The 16048-nt window shown below is 69.0% G+C and carries 12 protein-coding genes; 6 read left to right on the forward strand and 6 right to left on the reverse strand.

What is annotated here, in order from left to right; translation table 11 throughout:
* Window positions 1-16: 16 nt before the first annotated feature.
* From J2X34_RS17470 to nhaA, 3 genes are read right to left on the reverse strand one after another with little or no spacing between them, the layout of a single operon-like run.
* Window positions 17-952 carry an alpha/beta fold hydrolase gene (locus tag J2X34_RS17470; RefSeq protein WP_114721077.1) on the reverse strand — a complete coding sequence of 312 codons (936 nt, stop codon included), beginning with the start codon at window positions 950-952 and terminating at the stop codon, window positions 17-19.
* Window positions 953-971: 19 nt separating this feature from the next.
* Window positions 972-1496, reverse strand: coding sequence for a phage holin family protein (locus J2X34_RS17475; RefSeq protein ID WP_114721075.1), 525 nt, complete (start codon window positions 1494-1496; stop codon window positions 972-974).
* Between the two features lie 58 nt (window positions 1497-1554).
* Window positions 1555-2763 carry a Na+/H+ antiporter NhaA gene (gene nhaA, locus J2X34_RS17480; RefSeq protein ID WP_114721073.1) on the reverse strand — a complete coding sequence of 403 codons (1209 nt, stop codon included), beginning with the start codon at window positions 2761-2763 and terminating at the stop codon, window positions 1555-1557.
* A gap of 321 nt (window positions 2764-3084) precedes the next feature.
* Between nhaA and J2X34_RS17485 the strand changes: the two genes are divergently transcribed.
* A complete protein-coding gene (locus J2X34_RS17485; RefSeq protein WP_429518660.1) occupies window positions 3085-4416 on the forward strand; it encodes an MFS transporter in 1332 nt (443 codons plus the stop codon).
* Between the two features lie 97 nt (window positions 4417-4513).
* On the opposite strand, the gene J2X34_RS17490 is transcribed toward J2X34_RS17485, so the two are convergent.
* From J2X34_RS17490 to acs, 3 genes are all read right to left on the reverse strand, one after another.
* Window positions 4514-4879: a Zn-ribbon domain-containing OB-fold protein gene (locus tag J2X34_RS17490; RefSeq protein WP_174907879.1), complete on the reverse strand. Its 366-nt coding sequence runs from the start codon at window positions 4877-4879 to the stop codon at window positions 4514-4516.
* A 129-nt stretch (window positions 4880-5008) separates the two neighbouring features.
* The gene (locus J2X34_RS17495; protein WP_429518630.1) at window positions 5009-7339 is read right to left on the reverse strand and encodes an ATP-binding protein; all 2331 of its coding nucleotides are present in this window, start codon (window positions 7337-7339) and stop codon (window positions 5009-5011) included.
* A 377-nt stretch (window positions 7340-7716) separates the two neighbouring features.
* Window positions 7717-9645 (reverse strand): acetate--CoA ligase, encoded by a 1929-nt coding sequence (acs, locus tag J2X34_RS17500; RefSeq protein ID WP_429518632.1) that lies wholly within the window; start codon window positions 9643-9645, stop codon window positions 7717-7719.
* Window positions 9646-9991: 346 nt separating this feature from the next.
* Here acs and J2X34_RS17505 point away from each other — a divergent pair, with 346 nt between their 5' ends.
* From J2X34_RS17505 to J2X34_RS17525, 5 genes are read left to right on the forward strand one after another with little or no spacing between them, the layout of a single operon-like run.
* On the forward strand, window positions 9992-11611 hold the full coding sequence (locus J2X34_RS17505) for a peptide ABC transporter substrate-binding protein (RefSeq protein ID WP_429518634.1): 1620 nt from the start codon (window positions 9992-9994) through the stop codon (window positions 11609-11611).
* 3 nt (window positions 11612-11614) lie between these two features.
* Complete coding sequence (locus J2X34_RS17510) at window positions 11615-12541, forward strand: ABC transporter permease (protein WP_114721060.1); 927 nt, start codon at window positions 11615-11617, stop codon at window positions 12539-12541.
* On the forward strand, window positions 12534-13403 hold the full coding sequence (locus J2X34_RS17515) for an ABC transporter permease (protein WP_397484594.1): 870 nt from the start codon (window positions 12534-12536) through the stop codon (window positions 13401-13403). Before J2X34_RS17510 ends, J2X34_RS17515 begins: the two co-directional genes overlap by 8 nt.
* The gene (locus J2X34_RS17520; RefSeq protein ID WP_429518639.1) at window positions 13400-15058 is read left to right on the forward strand and encodes a dipeptide ABC transporter ATP-binding protein; all 1659 of its coding nucleotides are present in this window, start codon (window positions 13400-13402) and stop codon (window positions 15056-15058) included. The genes J2X34_RS17515 and J2X34_RS17520 overlap by 4 nt, the downstream gene beginning before the upstream one ends.
* Before the next feature lie 23 nt (window positions 15059-15081).
* The gene (locus J2X34_RS17525; protein ID WP_114721054.1) at window positions 15082-15831 is read left to right on the forward strand and encodes an oxidoreductase; all 750 of its coding nucleotides are present in this window, start codon (window positions 15082-15084) and stop codon (window positions 15829-15831) included.
* Window positions 15832-16048: the final 217 nt, after the last annotated feature.

Below are 16048 nucleotides of genomic sequence, written 5' to 3' on the forward strand. Positions count from 1 at the left end.
CCTGTGCCGCCCGGGCTCAGCGTGAGGCGAGCGCGAACCGCGTCAGTTCCGCGGTGACCTCGTCGGGGGACTCCTGGTGTGCGAAGTGGCCGGCGCCCGCGATCCGGTGCAGTTGCTGTCCCGGCGCGTGCGCGGTGGACTGCTCGACGGTCCTCGCAAGGACGTAGCGGTCCAGCGTGCCGTGGATCTGCAGGACCGGGATCTGAACCTGCTTGTCCATCGCCGTCATGAAGCGGTGGCCGTCCGGGCGGAACTGGCTGCGGAACGCCCACCGCTGGTACTCCAGCGCCGAGTGCGCGACCCGGGGAATCTGGATCGCCGACCGGAGCCGGTTCGCCACGTCGGCGAACTGCTCCGACTGCGGCCACGCCGGACCGGATCGGGCGCGCAGGAGGCGTTCTACCTCGGCGCCGTCGTCGCAGACCAGTCGTCGCTCCGGCCGCCACGGCACCTGGTAATCGAGGAACGTCGGCAGCAGCGCGGACCGCTGTCGGCGGTCCTTCAGAACGGACTGCTTGAGCGCGATCGGGTGCGGCGAGCTGATCAGACCGATCGACCGCACGAGCCGCGGGTGCAGCAGTGTGGTCGCCCAGCAGACAAGTCCGCCGTCGGCGTGGCCGATGAGGGTGGCGTCGGTGTGGCCCATCGCCCGGATCAGTCCCGCGATGTCACCGGCGAGCGTCCAGCCGTCGTAGCCGCGGGGCGGGGTGTCGGTGTCGCCGTAGCCGCGCAGGTCGACCGCGACGGTGCGGAAACCGGCGTCCGCGAGTGCGGGCAGCTGGTGGCGCCACGTCCACCAGAAGTCTGCGAAGCCGTGCAGGAGGACGACGAGCGGCGCGTCGGGGCGTGCGGGGCCGGTCTCCGCGGTGTGCATGCGGATGCCGTTCGCATGGATGTCACGATGCGTCCACGGTCCGTCGAAACGGACCGTGGACGGGTCGGGCTGTGTCACTGATTCGACCACCGCCGGATCAGCCGGCGGTGCCCGTTCCGGTACCCAGCGGGGACGCGGTCTCCGGGCGCTGGCCCGGCAGCACCGTCGCGGCCTGCTTGAGGGAGTCGATCGTCTTGTTCGGCGCGCGCACCTTGCGGACCCGCATGTAGCCGAGCAGCGCGAGTATGCCGGTGACGACCAGCATCAGCACGAAGACGATCAGGAACGACGCCCAGCGATCGAGCCACACGCTGAGCAGCTCCGCGAGGAAGAAAAAGAAGAAGAACGCGCTGAACACCAGCACGGCCAGCGCCAGGATGAAGAACAGGCTGCCCTGCAGCCCCTTCTTGACCTCGCTGGTGACCTCGGACTTCGCCAGCTCGACCTCGGCGCGGAACAGCGTCGACACCTGGGCGGTCGCGTCGCGCACCAGGGTGCCGATCGACGCGGTCTCCGGGTTGTGGAGGTCGGTGAGGGGAATCGAGGAAACCGTGGTCGGGACGCCGTCGCCGGTGAACCGGCCGCCGTCTCCCGTGACTCCGTTGCCGTTGGTGACGCTCACTTCTCGACCCCTCCAGGTTGTTCTGACGCGCTGGTTACTGCGACCCGCGAGCGGTCACTCACGAGCCCTCGGTAGCGGCGCGGGCCTGATGGACCCGTCCGCGTCGCAACAGTAGCGCCGATCCGAGCAGTGACGCAGCCAACGACGTCACGAGCACCGCGGCCTTCGCGATGTCCGCTTCGCTGCCGTCGCCGATACCCGCCAGAGCAAGATCGGCCACCAGAAGGCTAACGGTGAACCCGATCGCGCCGAGCACCGACAGGGCGAACATATCGCGCATGCCCAGGAGTCGGGGCTTGGTCGCGATGCCCAGACGGATCGCGAGCCACGAGATACCGAAGATTCCGACGGTCTTGCCGACCAGGAGTCCGAGGATGATTGCCAGGCCGATGCGATCGGTGAACAGCTGCCCGAGGACCTGGCCGTTGATCGGGACGCCGGATGCGAACAGGGCGAACAGGGGCACGCAGATCGCCGCGGAGTACGGCTGCAGCCGGTGTTCGAGCCGGGTCGCGGGGGCGTACTGCTCGCCCGGATCGGTCCGGACCCGGGTGAGCAGGCCCAGCGCGACGCCGGCCAGTGTTGCGTGGATCCCCGCCTCGTGGACGCTGTACCAGGTCAGCAGGGCCAGCGGGACGTACAGCAGGGGTGTCGTGATGCGGCGCTTCTGCGCGTACCAGTAGACGACGAGGCACACGATCGCCGTCAGGATCCACAGCATCGCGATGGAACTGGTGAACAGCACCGCGATCAGCACGATCGCGAGCAGGTCGTCGACCACCGCGAGGCTGAGCAGGAACACGCGGGCGCTCGCCGGGATCCGCGAGCCGGTCAGCGCGAGCACACCGAGCGCGAAGGCGATGTCGGTGGCGACCGGGATCGCCCAGCCGCGGTCCATGCCGGGGGCGCCGGCGCCGACGACGGCCGCGATGATCGCCGGCACCACGACGCCGCCGCACGCGGCGATGATCGGCAGCAGCGCCTTCTTCCGGTCGGCCAGTTCGCCGACCACGAGCTCGCGTTTGAGCTCGAGACCAGCGACGAAGAAGAAGATCGCGAGCAGACCGTCCTGTGCCCAGGTGCCGAGGCTGAGGTTCAGGTGGATGGCGGCGGGGCCGATCTGCCAGTCCCGCAGTGACGTGTAAGCGTCGGCGAAGGGAGAGTTTGCCCACAGCACGGCCAGAGCGGCGGCGATCAGCAGGATGGACCCGCCCACCGTTTCGGTGCGGAGGTAGCGGGCGAGTTCGGAGCGTGCGGCAGAAATCAAGGAAAGCCTCTCACCTGGGGTTACGTCGGGTACGGCAAAGCTGTCGCCGACCAGACTTCCCGGCACTCCTCCTAGATCTTAACGGGTTCTTTGCAACCGTTCAGTCGGTAACCGTCGGTTGCGACTTCGTGTGCGCGCCGTGTTCAATTCCTAAGGTTTGGGATGGATTTCCATTCAGTGGAACTTTGGGAACCAGCTCACGGGCGGGGGAGCCATCGAGATGTTTGTGCAGGAGATTGTCACGTGAGCAAGGATGTCGAGTCCGCCGAGCGCGGACAGGACGAGTTATCGACGGCCGGCGCCCCGGCGGACGCGTCGACGGTGGGCGGCGTCCCGCGCAGCCGCATCGTCGTCGCGAGCATGGTCGGAACCTCGATCGAGTTCTACGACTTCTACATCTATGCGACGGCCGCGGTATCGGTCTTCCCGCACCTGTTCTTCCCCAAGGGCAACGACACCACCGCGCTGCTGGCGTCGTTCGCGACGTTCGGTCTGGCGTTCGTCGCCCGGCCGCTCGGTTCCATCCTGTTCGGTCACTTCGGTGACCGCATCGGTCGCAAGGCCACGCTCGTCGGATCGCTGCTCACGATGGGCATCGCGACGTTCCTGATCGGCCTGCTGCCCACCTATCACGCGGTGGGGCTTTGGGCGCCGGCGCTGCTGGCCCTGATGCGTTTCTGCCAGGGTCTCGGCCTCGGCGGTGAGTGGTCCGGCGCGGCACTGCTGGCGACGGAGACCGCGAAGAGCGGCAAGCGGGCGTGGGCCGCGATGTGGCCGCAGTTGGGCGCACCGATCGGGTTCTTCTTCGCCAACGGCCTGTTCCTGCTGATCACGCTCACTCTCGGCTACACCAGCAGCTCCGATCCCGACCTCGACAGCGCATTCCTGTCGTGGGGCTGGCGAATTCCGTTCCTGTTGAGCGCGCTGATGGTGATGATCGGTCTGTACGTGCGCCTCAAGCTCGAGGAGACGCCGGTGTTCGCCCGGGCCGTCGCCAACGGCGAGAAGGTCAAGACCCCGCTCAAGGAGGTCTTCAAGACCAGCTGGCGTCAGCTGATCATCGGCACGTTCGTGATGCTCGCGACGTACACGCTCTTCTACATCATGACCACGTGGGTGCTCAGCTACGGGACCGGCAAGACCGCCGCTGACGGCGGGTACGGTGCCGGATTCCAGTACCGCGACTTCCTGGTTCTGCAGTTGGTGGCGGTGCTGTTCTTCGCGGCCACCATCCCGCTCGCCGGTTGGCTCGCCGACCGCTACGGGCGCCGCATCACGCTGCTGGTCATCACCGCCGCCATGATGGTCTTCGGTCTGACGTTCGGTCTCCTCCTCGGGACCGAGGGCATGACCGATGCCCGGATGCTGGTCTTCCTGATCATCGGCATGGTGTTGATGGGCCTGACGTTCGGCCCGATGAGTGCGGTGCTGCCGGAGTTGTTCCCGACCAATGTCCGGTACACGGGCTCCGGCATCGCGTACAACACCGCGAGCATCCTGGGCGCCGCGGTGGCCCCGTTCATCGCGACCTGGCTGGCCACGAGCTACGGCGTCGGCTGGGTGGGTATCTACCTGCTGATCGCGTCGGTGCTCACGTTCGTCGCGCTGCTGGTGATGCGCGAGACCAAGGACGAGTCGCTCGACGAGATCTGATCCCGGCCGGGATACGAAGGAGGGTGTGACCGTCGCGGTCACACCCTCCTTCGTTCTTTGTCGAGGTTCCTGCCTCTGCCGGCTCGGCCGAGGCAGATCAGCACGTCTGCTGGACGAACAGCGGGTAGGGCTCGCCGGACATCATGCGGGAGTAGCGGACGCGGGGACGCTCGGCGCCCTCCATCGGAGCACCCTCGATCCAGGCGTAGGTCCACGGTCCTTCGTCGAGTGCGACGATCGCGATCGTGTACGGGATGACATCGGTGTACGTCCGGCTGGGGGAGACCTCGAGGACGGTCCAGGCGACGATCGACCCGGTGCCCTCCGACGGCGTCCGGCTGATCTCGGTGCCGCGGCACGACGAGCACGTCGACGCCTCCGGGGCCAGGAGTGAGCCGCAGTCGTCGCAGCGGCCGATCGTGAAACGGTCCACGGTGGTGGTGCGGGGAGGTTGGTTCTGCATCGGGATACCTCGACTTCGTGAAGCTTGGGATGTCCGACTCCCACAGTTCCAACTGCGACGCAAGAGCACGACGGTAGAACTGCCGGGGGGCATACCTATTTCCCGATCGGGTAGGTGCCCGGGCCCGTGTCACACGGCGTCGTCTTCGACCTGTTTCCCCTGTTCGACGACCCAGGCGGCGATCTGGGTGCGCGAATTGAACCCGAGCTTCGCGAGCACGTGCTCGACGTGGCCGTGGACGGTGCGCTGCGAGATCACCAACTGCTCGGCGATGGCCCTGTTGGTCAGGCCCTGCGCCACCAGTTCGGCAACCTCCTGTTCGCGTGGCGTCAGATCGGTGGCGGCGCGCTCGGCGGAGCCCTGACGGGGGAGCTCTCCCTCGGCCGCGAATACGACGATCTCGTCCCGCGTGAACCCTGATCCCTGGCGGACGGCCGCGTCGAATGCGCGGTCACCGAGAGCGCGCTGACACAGGCCACGGGCCTCCTCGCGGCTGTACCGCAGCGCCGGGATGACGACACCCGGGTTTCCGGCCGCGGACCACAGGGTGTCGGCGGCACCGAGCAGGGTCGCGCCCCGCGGGAAGTCGTGCGTCGCCGTGGCCGTCCAGGCGAGCGCTTCCACACAGACCGCGGTCCCCAGCAGGTCGTCGACATCGCCACTCAGCTTCACCGCCTGCTCGAACAGGGGACGCGCCTCCTCCGGAGCGTCGTGCCACAGCGCGAGTCCCTGCATGCTCAGGGCGTACGAGCGATAGATCGATTCTCCGTGGGCGCTGGTGATGTCGAGGACCTCGGCGGTGTACCGGGCGGTCTCCTCGCGCTCGCGGAGTACCGCGGTCGCCGTTGCCAGGCCGAGCACGGTGGTGACGTGCCGGAGCCGATTCCGGCCGGCGCGGACGGTGTCGAGGATGCTGCGGAGCAGCCGGATCGCTTCGGACGGGTCGCCGGCGTAGATCTGCAGGTGTCCGGCAGCATGGATGACGTCGACGTCGGTCTCGCGATCCCCGATCCGGGCGGCGACGTCGGATGCCTCGGCGACCAGGGCTTCCCCCGCTGCGACGTCGCCCTGGTTCGCGGCGAGGAGCGCTGCCGCGGCCAACGCCTTCTCCCGTTCGGGCGTCGGATCGCCGGCCTGCGCCGCCAGGGCCCGGCCGAGCCAGAGACGGCCCTCGTTGAGGAGGCCGCGGGAGATCCAGAAGATGTAGAGCACGTTCGCGATGCGGAGGCCGTTCTCGGCCTCGCCGGGCTCGGTCATGCAGTACTCGAGCGCATCGCGCAGGTTGGACCGTTCGCGCTGGAGTCGTGCGACCCACGCGGGCTGGTTCGGGCCGATCCACTCGTCCTCGCACTGTCGCGTCAACGCCTGGTACCAGTCCCGGTGCCGGCGGCGCAGCGCGTCGTGCTCGCCGGCCGCGTGCAGGCGCTCGAGGCCGTAGTCGCGCAGCGTCTCGAGCAACCGGTATCGCACGACGGTGTCGTATTCCTCGCGGATCAGGATGGACTTGTCGACGAGGGAGGCGACGATGTCGAGCAGATCGTGCGCGGTGAGGTCGCCGGCCGCGATCGCCTCGGCCGCATCGAGTTCGAATCCGCGCGGGAAGATCGACAGCCGCCGCCACAGCCCCTGTTCGGTGGGGGTGCACAAGTCGTGGCTCCAGTCGATGCTCATGCGCAGGGTCTGCTGACGGTCGGGCGCGGCTCGGCTGCCTCCGGTGAGCAGGCGGAACCGATCGGTCAGCCGCTCGAGGACCTGGTTGACCGACATGGCCCGCAGTCGGGCCGCCGCGAGTTCGATGGGCAGGGGAAGCCCGTCGAGCTCGGAGCAGATCGCGAGGATCGTGTCGCGGTTGTCCTCGGTGAGTTCGAATCCTGGAACCGCCGCGGCGGCCCGCTCCACGAACAGGTTCACCGCCTCGTACTGTGCCAACGCCCGCGTCGGCGTCGATCCGTCCGGGACGGGGAAGCTCATCGGGGGGACGCGGAACACGGTTTCCCCGCTGATCGCGAGCGGCTCCCGGCTCGTCGCCAGGATGCGCAGTTCGGGACACGCCCGCAGCAGGGCCTCGGCGAGTTTCGCGACGGCATCGATCAGGTGCTCGCAGTTGTCGAGTACGAGCAGCTTGTTCCGGGAGGCCAGGTAATCGGTGAGGATCTGCGTGGTGGGGACCGCCGACTGCTCCCGCAGGCCGAGCGTCGCCGCCACTGCCTCGGCTGCCAGCTGCGGGTCGCGCCGCTCACCGAATTCGACCAGCCACACACCGTCGTCGAAGGCGCGCCTGGAGTCGGCGGCGACCCGGAGCGCGAGTCGTGTCTTGCCCACTCCGCCGATGCCCGTGAGCGTCACGAGACGGGAGGCAGAGAGGAGTCGTCTCGCCTCGGTCACCTCGTGGCGACGTCCGACGAAACTGGTCAGATCGAGGGGCAGGTTTCCGATCCTGCCCCGCATCGCGGGCGCCATCGTGACCCTCGTCTCCGGGACCCTGCGTTCCCGGTTCCCTGCCGGTCACGCTACGCCTGTGCGCTGCACCGGTGCTGTGACCTGGTGATCTGTCGTACTGGTGAGGTTTGGCTGCGTGGCCGGCGTCGATCCGCCCGCCGCGATGGGAGACGTCGTCGATCTCTGCAGCGCAGCGGAACCGATCGTCACGAAGATGGCGGCGAGTAGTGCGCCCGCGATCAGGTCGGTGAGCCAGTGGATCCCCAGTCGGAGACCTGACCGCCACCAGGGTCGACGTCATCCGGGGCGGCCCCCGAACTCGACTCGATCTGACATCCTCGAGCGGCGTCCACTCCGGTCCGGTCGGGACCGGAGAGGACGCCCGGCAGGACGCCGGACTACTGGCCGCGGATCGCGTCGAACACCTTGGGGTCGACGAGGGTGGAGGTGTCGCCGAGGTCGCGTCCTTCTGCGATGTCGCGCAGGAGGCGGCGCATGATCTTGCCGGAGCGGGTCTTGGGCAGTTCGGGGACGACGGTGATCTGCCGCGGCTTGGCGATGGGGCTGATCTCGGTGGAGACCTGCGCGCGTAGTTCCGAAATGAGTTGTTCGCCAGTATTTTCCATGCCTTCGCGGAGGATGACGTACGCGACGATGCCCTGGCCGGTGGTCTCGTCGGCGGCGCCGACGACGGCGGCCTCGGCGATGGCGTGGTGTCCGACGAGTGCGGATTCGACCTCGGAGGTGGAGATGCGGTGGCCGGAGACGTTCATGACGTCGTCGACGCGGCCGAGCACCCACAGGGCGCCGTCCTCGTCGTACTTGGCGCCGTCGCCGGCGAAGTACCAGCCTTCCTCGGCGTAGCGGGACCAGTAGGTGTCGCGGTAGCGGTCCATGTCGCCCCAGATGCCGCGCAGCATCGACGGCCACGGCTCGTCGAGGACCAGGTAGCCGCTGCCGCCGGCGCCGAGTTCACGGGCTTCGTCGTCGACGATCTTCGCGGAGATACCGGGCAGCGGGGCCATCGCGGAACCGGGCTTGGTGGCGGTGATGCCGGGCAGCGGCGAGATCATGATCGCGCCGGTCTCGGTCTGCCACCACGTGTCGACGATCGGGGCGGTGCCGCCGCCGATGACGTCGCGGAACCAGCGCCATGCCTCCGGGTTGATGGGCTCGCCCACCGAACCGAGCAGCCGGATCGACGACAGGTCGTGCGCGTCGGGGATCTCGCGGCCCCACTTCATGAACGTGCGCACCAGCGTCGGCGCGGTGTAGTAGATGGAGACGCCGTACTTCTCGATGATCTGGAAGTGGCGGTGCTCGTCGGGGGAGTTGGGGGTGCCCTCGTAGACCACCTGTGTGACGCCGTTGCTCAGCGGCCCGTAGACGATGTAGCTGTGTCCGGTGACCCAGCCGATGTCGGCGGTGCACCAGTAGACGTCGTCACCGGCCTTGTGGTCGAACACGTTGTGGTGCGTGTACGACGCCTGCGTCAGGTAGCCGCCGGAGGTGTGGATGATGCCCTTGGGCTTACCCGTGGTGCCGGACGTGTAGAGGATGAACAGTGGGTGCTCGGCGTCGAAGGCCTGCGCCTCGTGCTTGTCGGATGCCTTCTCGACGGTGTCGTGCCACCACAGGTCCCGGCCGTCGGTGATGTCGACGTCGGCACCGGTTCGCTTGACCACCAACACGTTCTGCACGGACTCGGCGCCCGCGACGGCCTCGTCGACGGCCGGCTTGAGCGGGGCGGCCTGGCCGCGACGCCACTGTCCGTCCACGGTGACGACGAGCTTGGCGGCGGCGTCGTCGATGCGTGAACGCAGCGCGGTTGCCGAGAATCCGGCGAACACCACCGAGTGGGTCAGGCCCAGGCGGGCGCACGCGAGCATCGTCACGATCGCCTCGGGGATCATCGGCATGTAGATCGCAACCCGGTCACCCGCGACGAGACCCAGCTCGGTGAAAGCGTTTGCTGCGCGGCTGACTTCGGCGAGCAGGTCGTTGTAGGTGATGTCGCGGCTGTCGCCGGGCTCACCCTCGAAGTGGATCGCGACGCGGTCGCCGTTGCCGGCGAAGACGTGCCGATCGACACAGTTGTAGGCGACGTTCAGCTCGCCGCCGACGAACCACTTGGCGACGGGGGCGTCGGACCAGTCCAGGACCTCGGTCCACGGTGTCGCCCAGTCCAGCCGGCGTGCCTGGGTGTCCCAGAAGGCGAGCCGATCCCGATCGGCCGCGGCCTGCAGTTCGGGGCCGGCATTCGCGGCGGCCGTGAACTCTGCGCTGGGCGGGTAGACCTCGTGGGCGTCGGTAGCACTGCTCGTCATCTCGGCTTGCCTTCTTTCGGTCGAGTCCTCGGGCGGAGCCTCGGGAAATGTCACTGCGACGGTTCTCGCACGTGTGAGGGTAGTCACACGTGACCGGCGTCGCAGGGTCGCCTCCCGCGGAGCGGTCGCTGCCTGCGACTACCGGTCGATTCTCTGCGACGGATGGTTCGCGCGCACGGTTTGCACCCGGACATCTCGCCGCGGATTCGGCGACGCGGCTCGGTACGACGTTGCGATCGGGCTTCGAAACGGTGCCGATCCGACCGGGGGCCACCGGACCCCGGCGGCCGCGATCGAAGGCTGTCTATCGTCGCAACCACCAACCGAGCACTTCGGGAGGTGGGCAGTGGCTGTTCGACGACGGATCGCACGCGCCGCGGTGTCGGCGCTGGTGGTGGCACTGGCCGCGTCGCTGCTCGCGGCGTGCACCGGCGGGGTGGGTTCGGGCACGGGCATCGTCTACGCGTGGAGCGGCGAACCGCAGAACCCGCTGATCCCGACGGACACGAGTGAGAACACCGGTGGTCGGGTCCTCGACGCGCTGTTCGCGGGCCTGGTCTCGTACACCGCCGACGGCGGGGTCGAGAACGAGGTGGCGCAGTCGATCGAGACGGCGGACGGGCAGAACTACACCGTGACGATCGAGGACGGGTGGACTTTCACCGACGGCACCGCCGTCACGGCGCGGTCGTTCGTCGACGCGTGGAACTATGGCGCCCTGTCGACCGACGCACAGTTGCAGTCGTCGTTCTTCGACCCGATCCAGGGCTACGACGACGTCGCGGTCGCGAATCCCACGGCGACGACGATGTCCGGGCTTCGGGTGGTCGACGACCGCACGTTCACGATCACGCTGAAGCAGCCGGAGGCGGCGTTCCCGATGCGGCTCGGGTTCGCGGCGTACTACCCCCTGCCGCGGGCCGCGTACGCCGACATGGCCGCGTTCGGGCAACATCCGATCGGCAACGGCCCGTATCGGCTCGCCAACGACGATGCGTGGCAGCACAATGTGCGCATCGATCTGCTGTCCAACCCGGACTATCGCGGCAATCGTTCCGCCCGCAACGAGGGCGTGAGCTTCGTGCTCTACAGCAATCTCGACACCGCGTACACCGATCTGCTGTCGAACAACCTGGACGTCCTGGACGGGGTGCCGTCGAGCGCACTCGACACGTTCCAGGACGATCTGCCGGGGCGCACCGTCAACCAGCCGTCCGCGACGATCGAGACCTTCACGATCCCGGAACGCCTGCCGCACTTCGGCGGCGAGGAGGGCAGGCTGCGCCGGCAGGCCATCTCGCAGGCGATCGACCGACAACAGATCACCGACCGGCTGTTCGCTGGCACCCGGACACCGGCACGGGACTTCACCAGCCCCGCCGTGCCCGGCTGGACCCCCGACCTGGTGGGAGTCGGCAACCTCGACTTCGCGCCCGACCACGCCCGACAACTGTGGGCGCAGGCCGACGCGATCGCACCGTGGAGTGGGACGTTCGCGATCGCCTACAACTCCGACGGCGGACACCAGGACTGGGTGGACGCCGTCTGCAACAGCATTCGCAACACCCTCGGCATCGACGCCCGGGGTGCGCCGTATCCGACGTTCGCGCAGCTGCGGACCGAGGCCACCGAGCACACGATCCGGACGGCGTTCCGGTCCGGTTGGCAGGCCGACTACCCGCAGCAGTACGGGTTCCTGGCGCAGAACTATCAGACGGGAGGCAGTTCCAACGACGGCGAGTACTCCGACCCGGAGTTCGACGCCCTGCTGCGCGCGTCGGCGGGCGCGACCGATCCGGTCGAGGCGCAGCAGTTGATCGACCGCGCCCAGGAGATCCTGCTGCGGGACCTGCCTGCCGTGCCCAACTGGAACCGCAACGCGTCCGGCGGGTGGTCCGAGTACGTGACCAACGTCCGGATCGGATGGGACGGTGTGCCGCTCTACTACCTGGTCGAGAAGAAGTGACCCATGCTGCGATACACCGGCCGCCGTGTCCTGCAGATGATCCCGGTGTTCCTCGGGGCCACGTTCCTCATCTATGCGCTGGTGTTCCTGCTGCCCGGGGATCCGGTCGCCGCGCTGGCGGGTGACCGGGCGCTCACGCCGGCGGTCACCGAGCAGCTGCGCGCGCGGTACCACCTGGACCAGCCGTTCCTGGTGCAGTACCTGGAATACCTGAAGGGCATCCTCACCCTGGACTTCGGGACGTCGTACTCCGGGCGTCCGGTCAGTGAAGTTCTGGCACAGGCATTTCCGATCACCCTGAAGCTTGCGGTGATGGCGGTGGCGATCGAGACGGTGCTCGGGGTGGGGGCCGGACTGCTCGCGGGCCTGCGCCAGGGCGGCCTGTTCGACAGCACGGTGCTGATCCTGAGTCTGGTACTCATCGCGGTCCCCGTGTTCGTGATCGGGTTCCTCGCCCAGTTCTTCATCGGAATCCGTTGGGGCCTGGCCCCGCCCACGGTGGGCGCCGACACCAGCGTCGCGCGACTGTTGCTGCCCGCGTGTGTGCTCGCGTCGGTGTCGTTCGCGTACGTCCTGCGGCTCACGCGCACATCGGTCGCCGTCACCCTCACGGCCGACTACGTGCGGACCGCGACCGCGAAGGGGCTGTCCCGGCCGCGGGTCGTGTGGGTCCACGTGCTGCGCAACTCGCTGATCCCGGTGGTCACGTTCCTCGGCGTGGACCTCGCGGCGCTGATCGGCGGTGCCGTCGTCACGGAGGGCATCTTCAACATCAACGGCGTCGGCGGCACGATCTACCAGGCCGTCATCCGCGGTGAGGCGCCGACGGTCGTGTCGTTCGTGAGCGTGCTGGTGGTCGTGTACCTGGTGGCGAACCTGCTCGTCGATCTGTTGTACGCGGTGCTGGATCCCAGGATTCGCTATGTCTGATCCGTCCGGGGGCGGCGGCATGTGGGCATCGGCCTGGCAGCGACTGCGGCGGCGGCCGATGTTCTTCGTCGCGTGCCTGATCCTGTTCGTCGTGGCGGCGGTGGCGCTGTTCCCGTCGGTGTTCACGGACGTCGATCCGCACTACTGCACGATCGCGGACAGCCTCGCACCGCCGCGCGCCGGGCACTGGTTCGGGTTCGATCGTCAGGGTTGTGACGTGTACGCGCGGACGGTGTACGGCGCGCGGCCGTCGGTGACGGTGGGCGTGTGCGTCACGGTCGCGGTGACGGTGACCGGTGTGCTGTTCGGTGCGTTGGCCGGCTACTACGGCGGCTGGGCCGATTCGCTGCTGTCGCGCGTCGCCGACATCTTCTTCGGGATCCCGCTGATCCTCGCGGCGATCGTGCTGATGCAGTTGTTCGCCGACCGCACCATCTGGACGGTGGTTGCGGTGCTGGCGCTCTTCGGGTGGCCGCAGATGGCGAGAATTGCTCGTGGAGCGGTCATTTCGGCGAAATCGCACGACTACGTCCTCGCGGCGCGGGCGGTGGGAATGACTCGTCCGGGGATCCTGCTGCGCCACGTGCTGCCCAACGCGCTCGCCCCGATCATCGTCGTGGCCACGATGTCGCTGGGCACGTTCATCGTTGCGGAGGCGACGCTGTCGTTCCTCGGGATCGGGTTGCCGCCCAGCACCGTGTCGTGGGGCGGCGACATCAGTACCGCGCAGGTGACGCTGCGGCGGGGCTCGCCCATCCTGTTCTATCCGGCCGGAGCCCTGGCCGTCACCGTGCTGGGGTTCGTGCTGCTGGGGGACGCGCTGCGGGACGCCCTGGACCCGACCACGGCGAGGCGACGATGACCGATCCGGTGCTCGCGGTCGAGGGCCTCGCGGTGACCTTCGGGTCGGGTGCGGGCGCGGTGCACGCGGTGCGTGGCGTCGACCTGACGGTGCATCCGGGCCAGACGGTGGCTGTCGTCGGCGAATCCGGTTCCGGCAAGTCCACGCTCGCGCACTCGATCATCGATCTGCTGCCCGGCTCGGGGCGGGTGACCGGGGGCCGGATCCTGTTCGACGGCGTGGATCTGGCCCGGGCGTCGAAGCGCGAGTTCGTGCGCGTGCGCGGGAACGGGATCGGATTCGTGCCGCAGGACCCGGCCACCAACCTCGATCCGGTGTGGACCATCGGATTCCAGGTACGGGAGACGCTGGCCGCCAACGGGATTGCAAAGGGGCGAAGCGGGCGCCGGCGGGCGGCCGAACTGCTCGGGGAGGCGGGCCTCGACGACGCCGAGGCGCGGGCCGGGCAGTATCCGCACGAGTTCTCGGGCGGTATGCGTCAGCGGGTGTTGATCGCGATCGGCCTCGCGGCGCGTCCGCGCCTGCTGATCGCCGACGAGCCGACCTCGGCGTTGGACGTGACGGTGCAGCAGCGCGTCCTCGACCACCTCGCGGAGTTGACGGGCGAACTCGGCACGGCGGTGCTGCTCATCACGCACGACCTGGGCGTCGCCGCCGAGCGTGCCGAGCACGTGGTGGTGATGCGCGCGGGGTCGGTCGTCGAATCCGGTCCGGCCGAACGGATTCTGCAGGACCCGGAGCATCCGTACACGCGCCGGCTCGTGGCCGCGGCGCCGTCGTTGTCGGCGGGGTCGGTGCGGCCTCGTCCGCCGGCGCTGAGTGCCGCACCGCTGCTCGTCGTCGCCGGCCTCCGCAAGGTGTTCCGGCATCGCGGCGCGCGACGCGGCCGTCACATGGACGGCGGCGTCGTCACCGCCGTCGACGACGTCTCGTTCGCCGTCGAGCGGGGCACCACGACCGCGATCGTCGGCGAGTCCGGATCCGGTAAGTCGACGGTCGCGCGCATGGTCCTCGGACTCCTGACACCCGACGCCGGTTCGGTCGTGTTCGACGGCACGGACATCGCGGCACCGGAGCACCGGGAGAAGGGCTTCCGACGCCGGGTCCAGCCGGTGTTCCAGGATCCGTACGGCAGCCTGGATCCCACGTACTCGGTGTTTCGCATCGTCGAGGAGCCGTTGCGGGTGCACCGGATCGCTGGGCGCGGCGACCGAGTCGACCGAGTGCGTGAACTCCTGGATCGGGTCGCGTTGCCGGCGGAGATGATGCGACGCTTCCCCGCCGAGCTGTCCGGCGGTCAACGCCAGCGGGTCGCGATCGCGCGGGCGCTGGCGCTCGGGCCGGATCTGGTGGTGTGTGACGAGGCGGTGTCGGCGCTCGACGTCGTGGTCCAGGACCAGATCCTGCGGCTGCTCGACGAGCTGCAGCGCGAGCTGGGTCTGACGTACGTGTTCATCAGTCACGATCTGGCCGTCGTGCGCCGGATCGCCGACCGGGTGGTGGTGATGCACGAGGGTCGGGTGGTCGAGTCCGCGCCGACCGAGGAGGTGTTCGAGCGCCCCGGCCACGAGTACACCCGGCGGCTGCTCGACGCGATCCCCAGCGGCCGGCGGCCGCGACCGGACCGCGGAGGGGCGGGCGGGGCGGCGGGGTAGCGTCTGCAACCGTGAGTGATCCCGTGACTGATCCCCTGCAGCCGCTGTTGGACCTGCCCGGTGTGCGCGAGGCAGCGGACCGCGCGCGCGACGCGCTCGGCGAGGTGCATCGGCACAAGACGAACCGCCGAGGTTGGCCGCAGACCGCCACCGAGGCGTCCGTCCGCGCCGCCCGCGCGTCCGCGTCGATCGACGGCGGGTCGACCGAGCTGCCCCTCCCCGGGACCGTCGGCGATCCCGTGCTGTCCGGTGCGTTGCGCGTCGCGCAGGCCCTGGACGGGGATTCGCTGACGGTCATCCTCCCCACCTGGCAGCGCGCCCCGCTACAGGCCCTGGCCCGCCTGCACCTGCTCGCGGCCGCGGACCTCGTCGACGATCCGGAAGCGCTGGGACGCCCGCGCAGCGATCCGGGAGTGGGGGAGCGGCTGGACATGCTGGCCCAGCTGATCACCGGGGGCACCCGGGTTCCGGCGCCGGTGCTCGCGGCCGTCGTCCACGGCGAGTTGGCCGCACTCCGACCGTTCGGGGTCGCTGACGGCATCGTCGCCCGCGCTGCCTCTCGACTGGTGGCCATCTCAACCGGACTGGACCCGCACAATCTGGGTGTGCCGGAGGTGAGTTGGATGCGGCGGGCTCCGGCGTACCGGGACGGCATCACCGGATTCGCGTCGGGCACGCCGGAGGGCGTGGGCAGCTGGGTGATCCTGTGCTGCGGCGCGCTCGAGGCCGGAGCGCGGGAGGCGATGTCGATCGCGGAGGCCGCCGCCGGCTGAGGTGTGATCGGGCGCGGGATCGTGCCCGCACATGCGAAGCGGGTGGTGTCACCGACGATGATCGGTGCCGCCACCCGCTAGCACGGACTGCCGGGTTACCAAGCGTGCAAATGTGGGTTGTGTGTCAACGGCCTCGGCGTGGGCTCGGGCGGTGCCGGGTCGTCCCCGCAACCAGTGCGGAGTCCTCACCGTCAGTCATCCGAGTCACGCAGGCCCA

This window comes from Rhodococcus sp. BE178 (assembly GCF_050433545.1).
Taxonomy (GTDB): Bacteria; Actinomycetota; Actinomycetes; order Mycobacteriales; family Mycobacteriaceae; genus Prescottella.

Coding starts and splice junctions, on each gene's coding strand:
- J2X34_RS17510 (WP_114721060.1), top strand. CDS start 11,615: ATGCTGCGATACACCGGCCGCCGTGTCCTGCAGATGATCCCGGTGTTC.
- J2X34_RS17520 (WP_429518639.1), top strand. CDS start 13,400: ATGACCGATCCGGTGCTCGCGGTCGAGGGCCTCGCGGTGACCTTCGGG.
- J2X34_RS17515 (WP_397484594.1), top strand. CDS start 12,534: ATGTCTGATCCGTCCGGGGGCGGCGGCATGTGGGCATCGGCCTGGCAG.
- acs (WP_429518632.1), bottom strand. CDS start 9,645: ATGACGAGCAGTGCTACCGACGCCCACGAGGTCTACCCGCCCAGCGCA.
- J2X34_RS17490 (WP_174907879.1), bottom strand. CDS start 4,879: ATGCAGAACCAACCTCCCCGCACCACCACCGTGGACCGTTTCACGATC.
- J2X34_RS17495 (WP_429518630.1), bottom strand. CDS start 7,339: ATGGCGCCCGCGATGCGGGGCAGGATCGGAAACCTGCCCCTCGATCTG.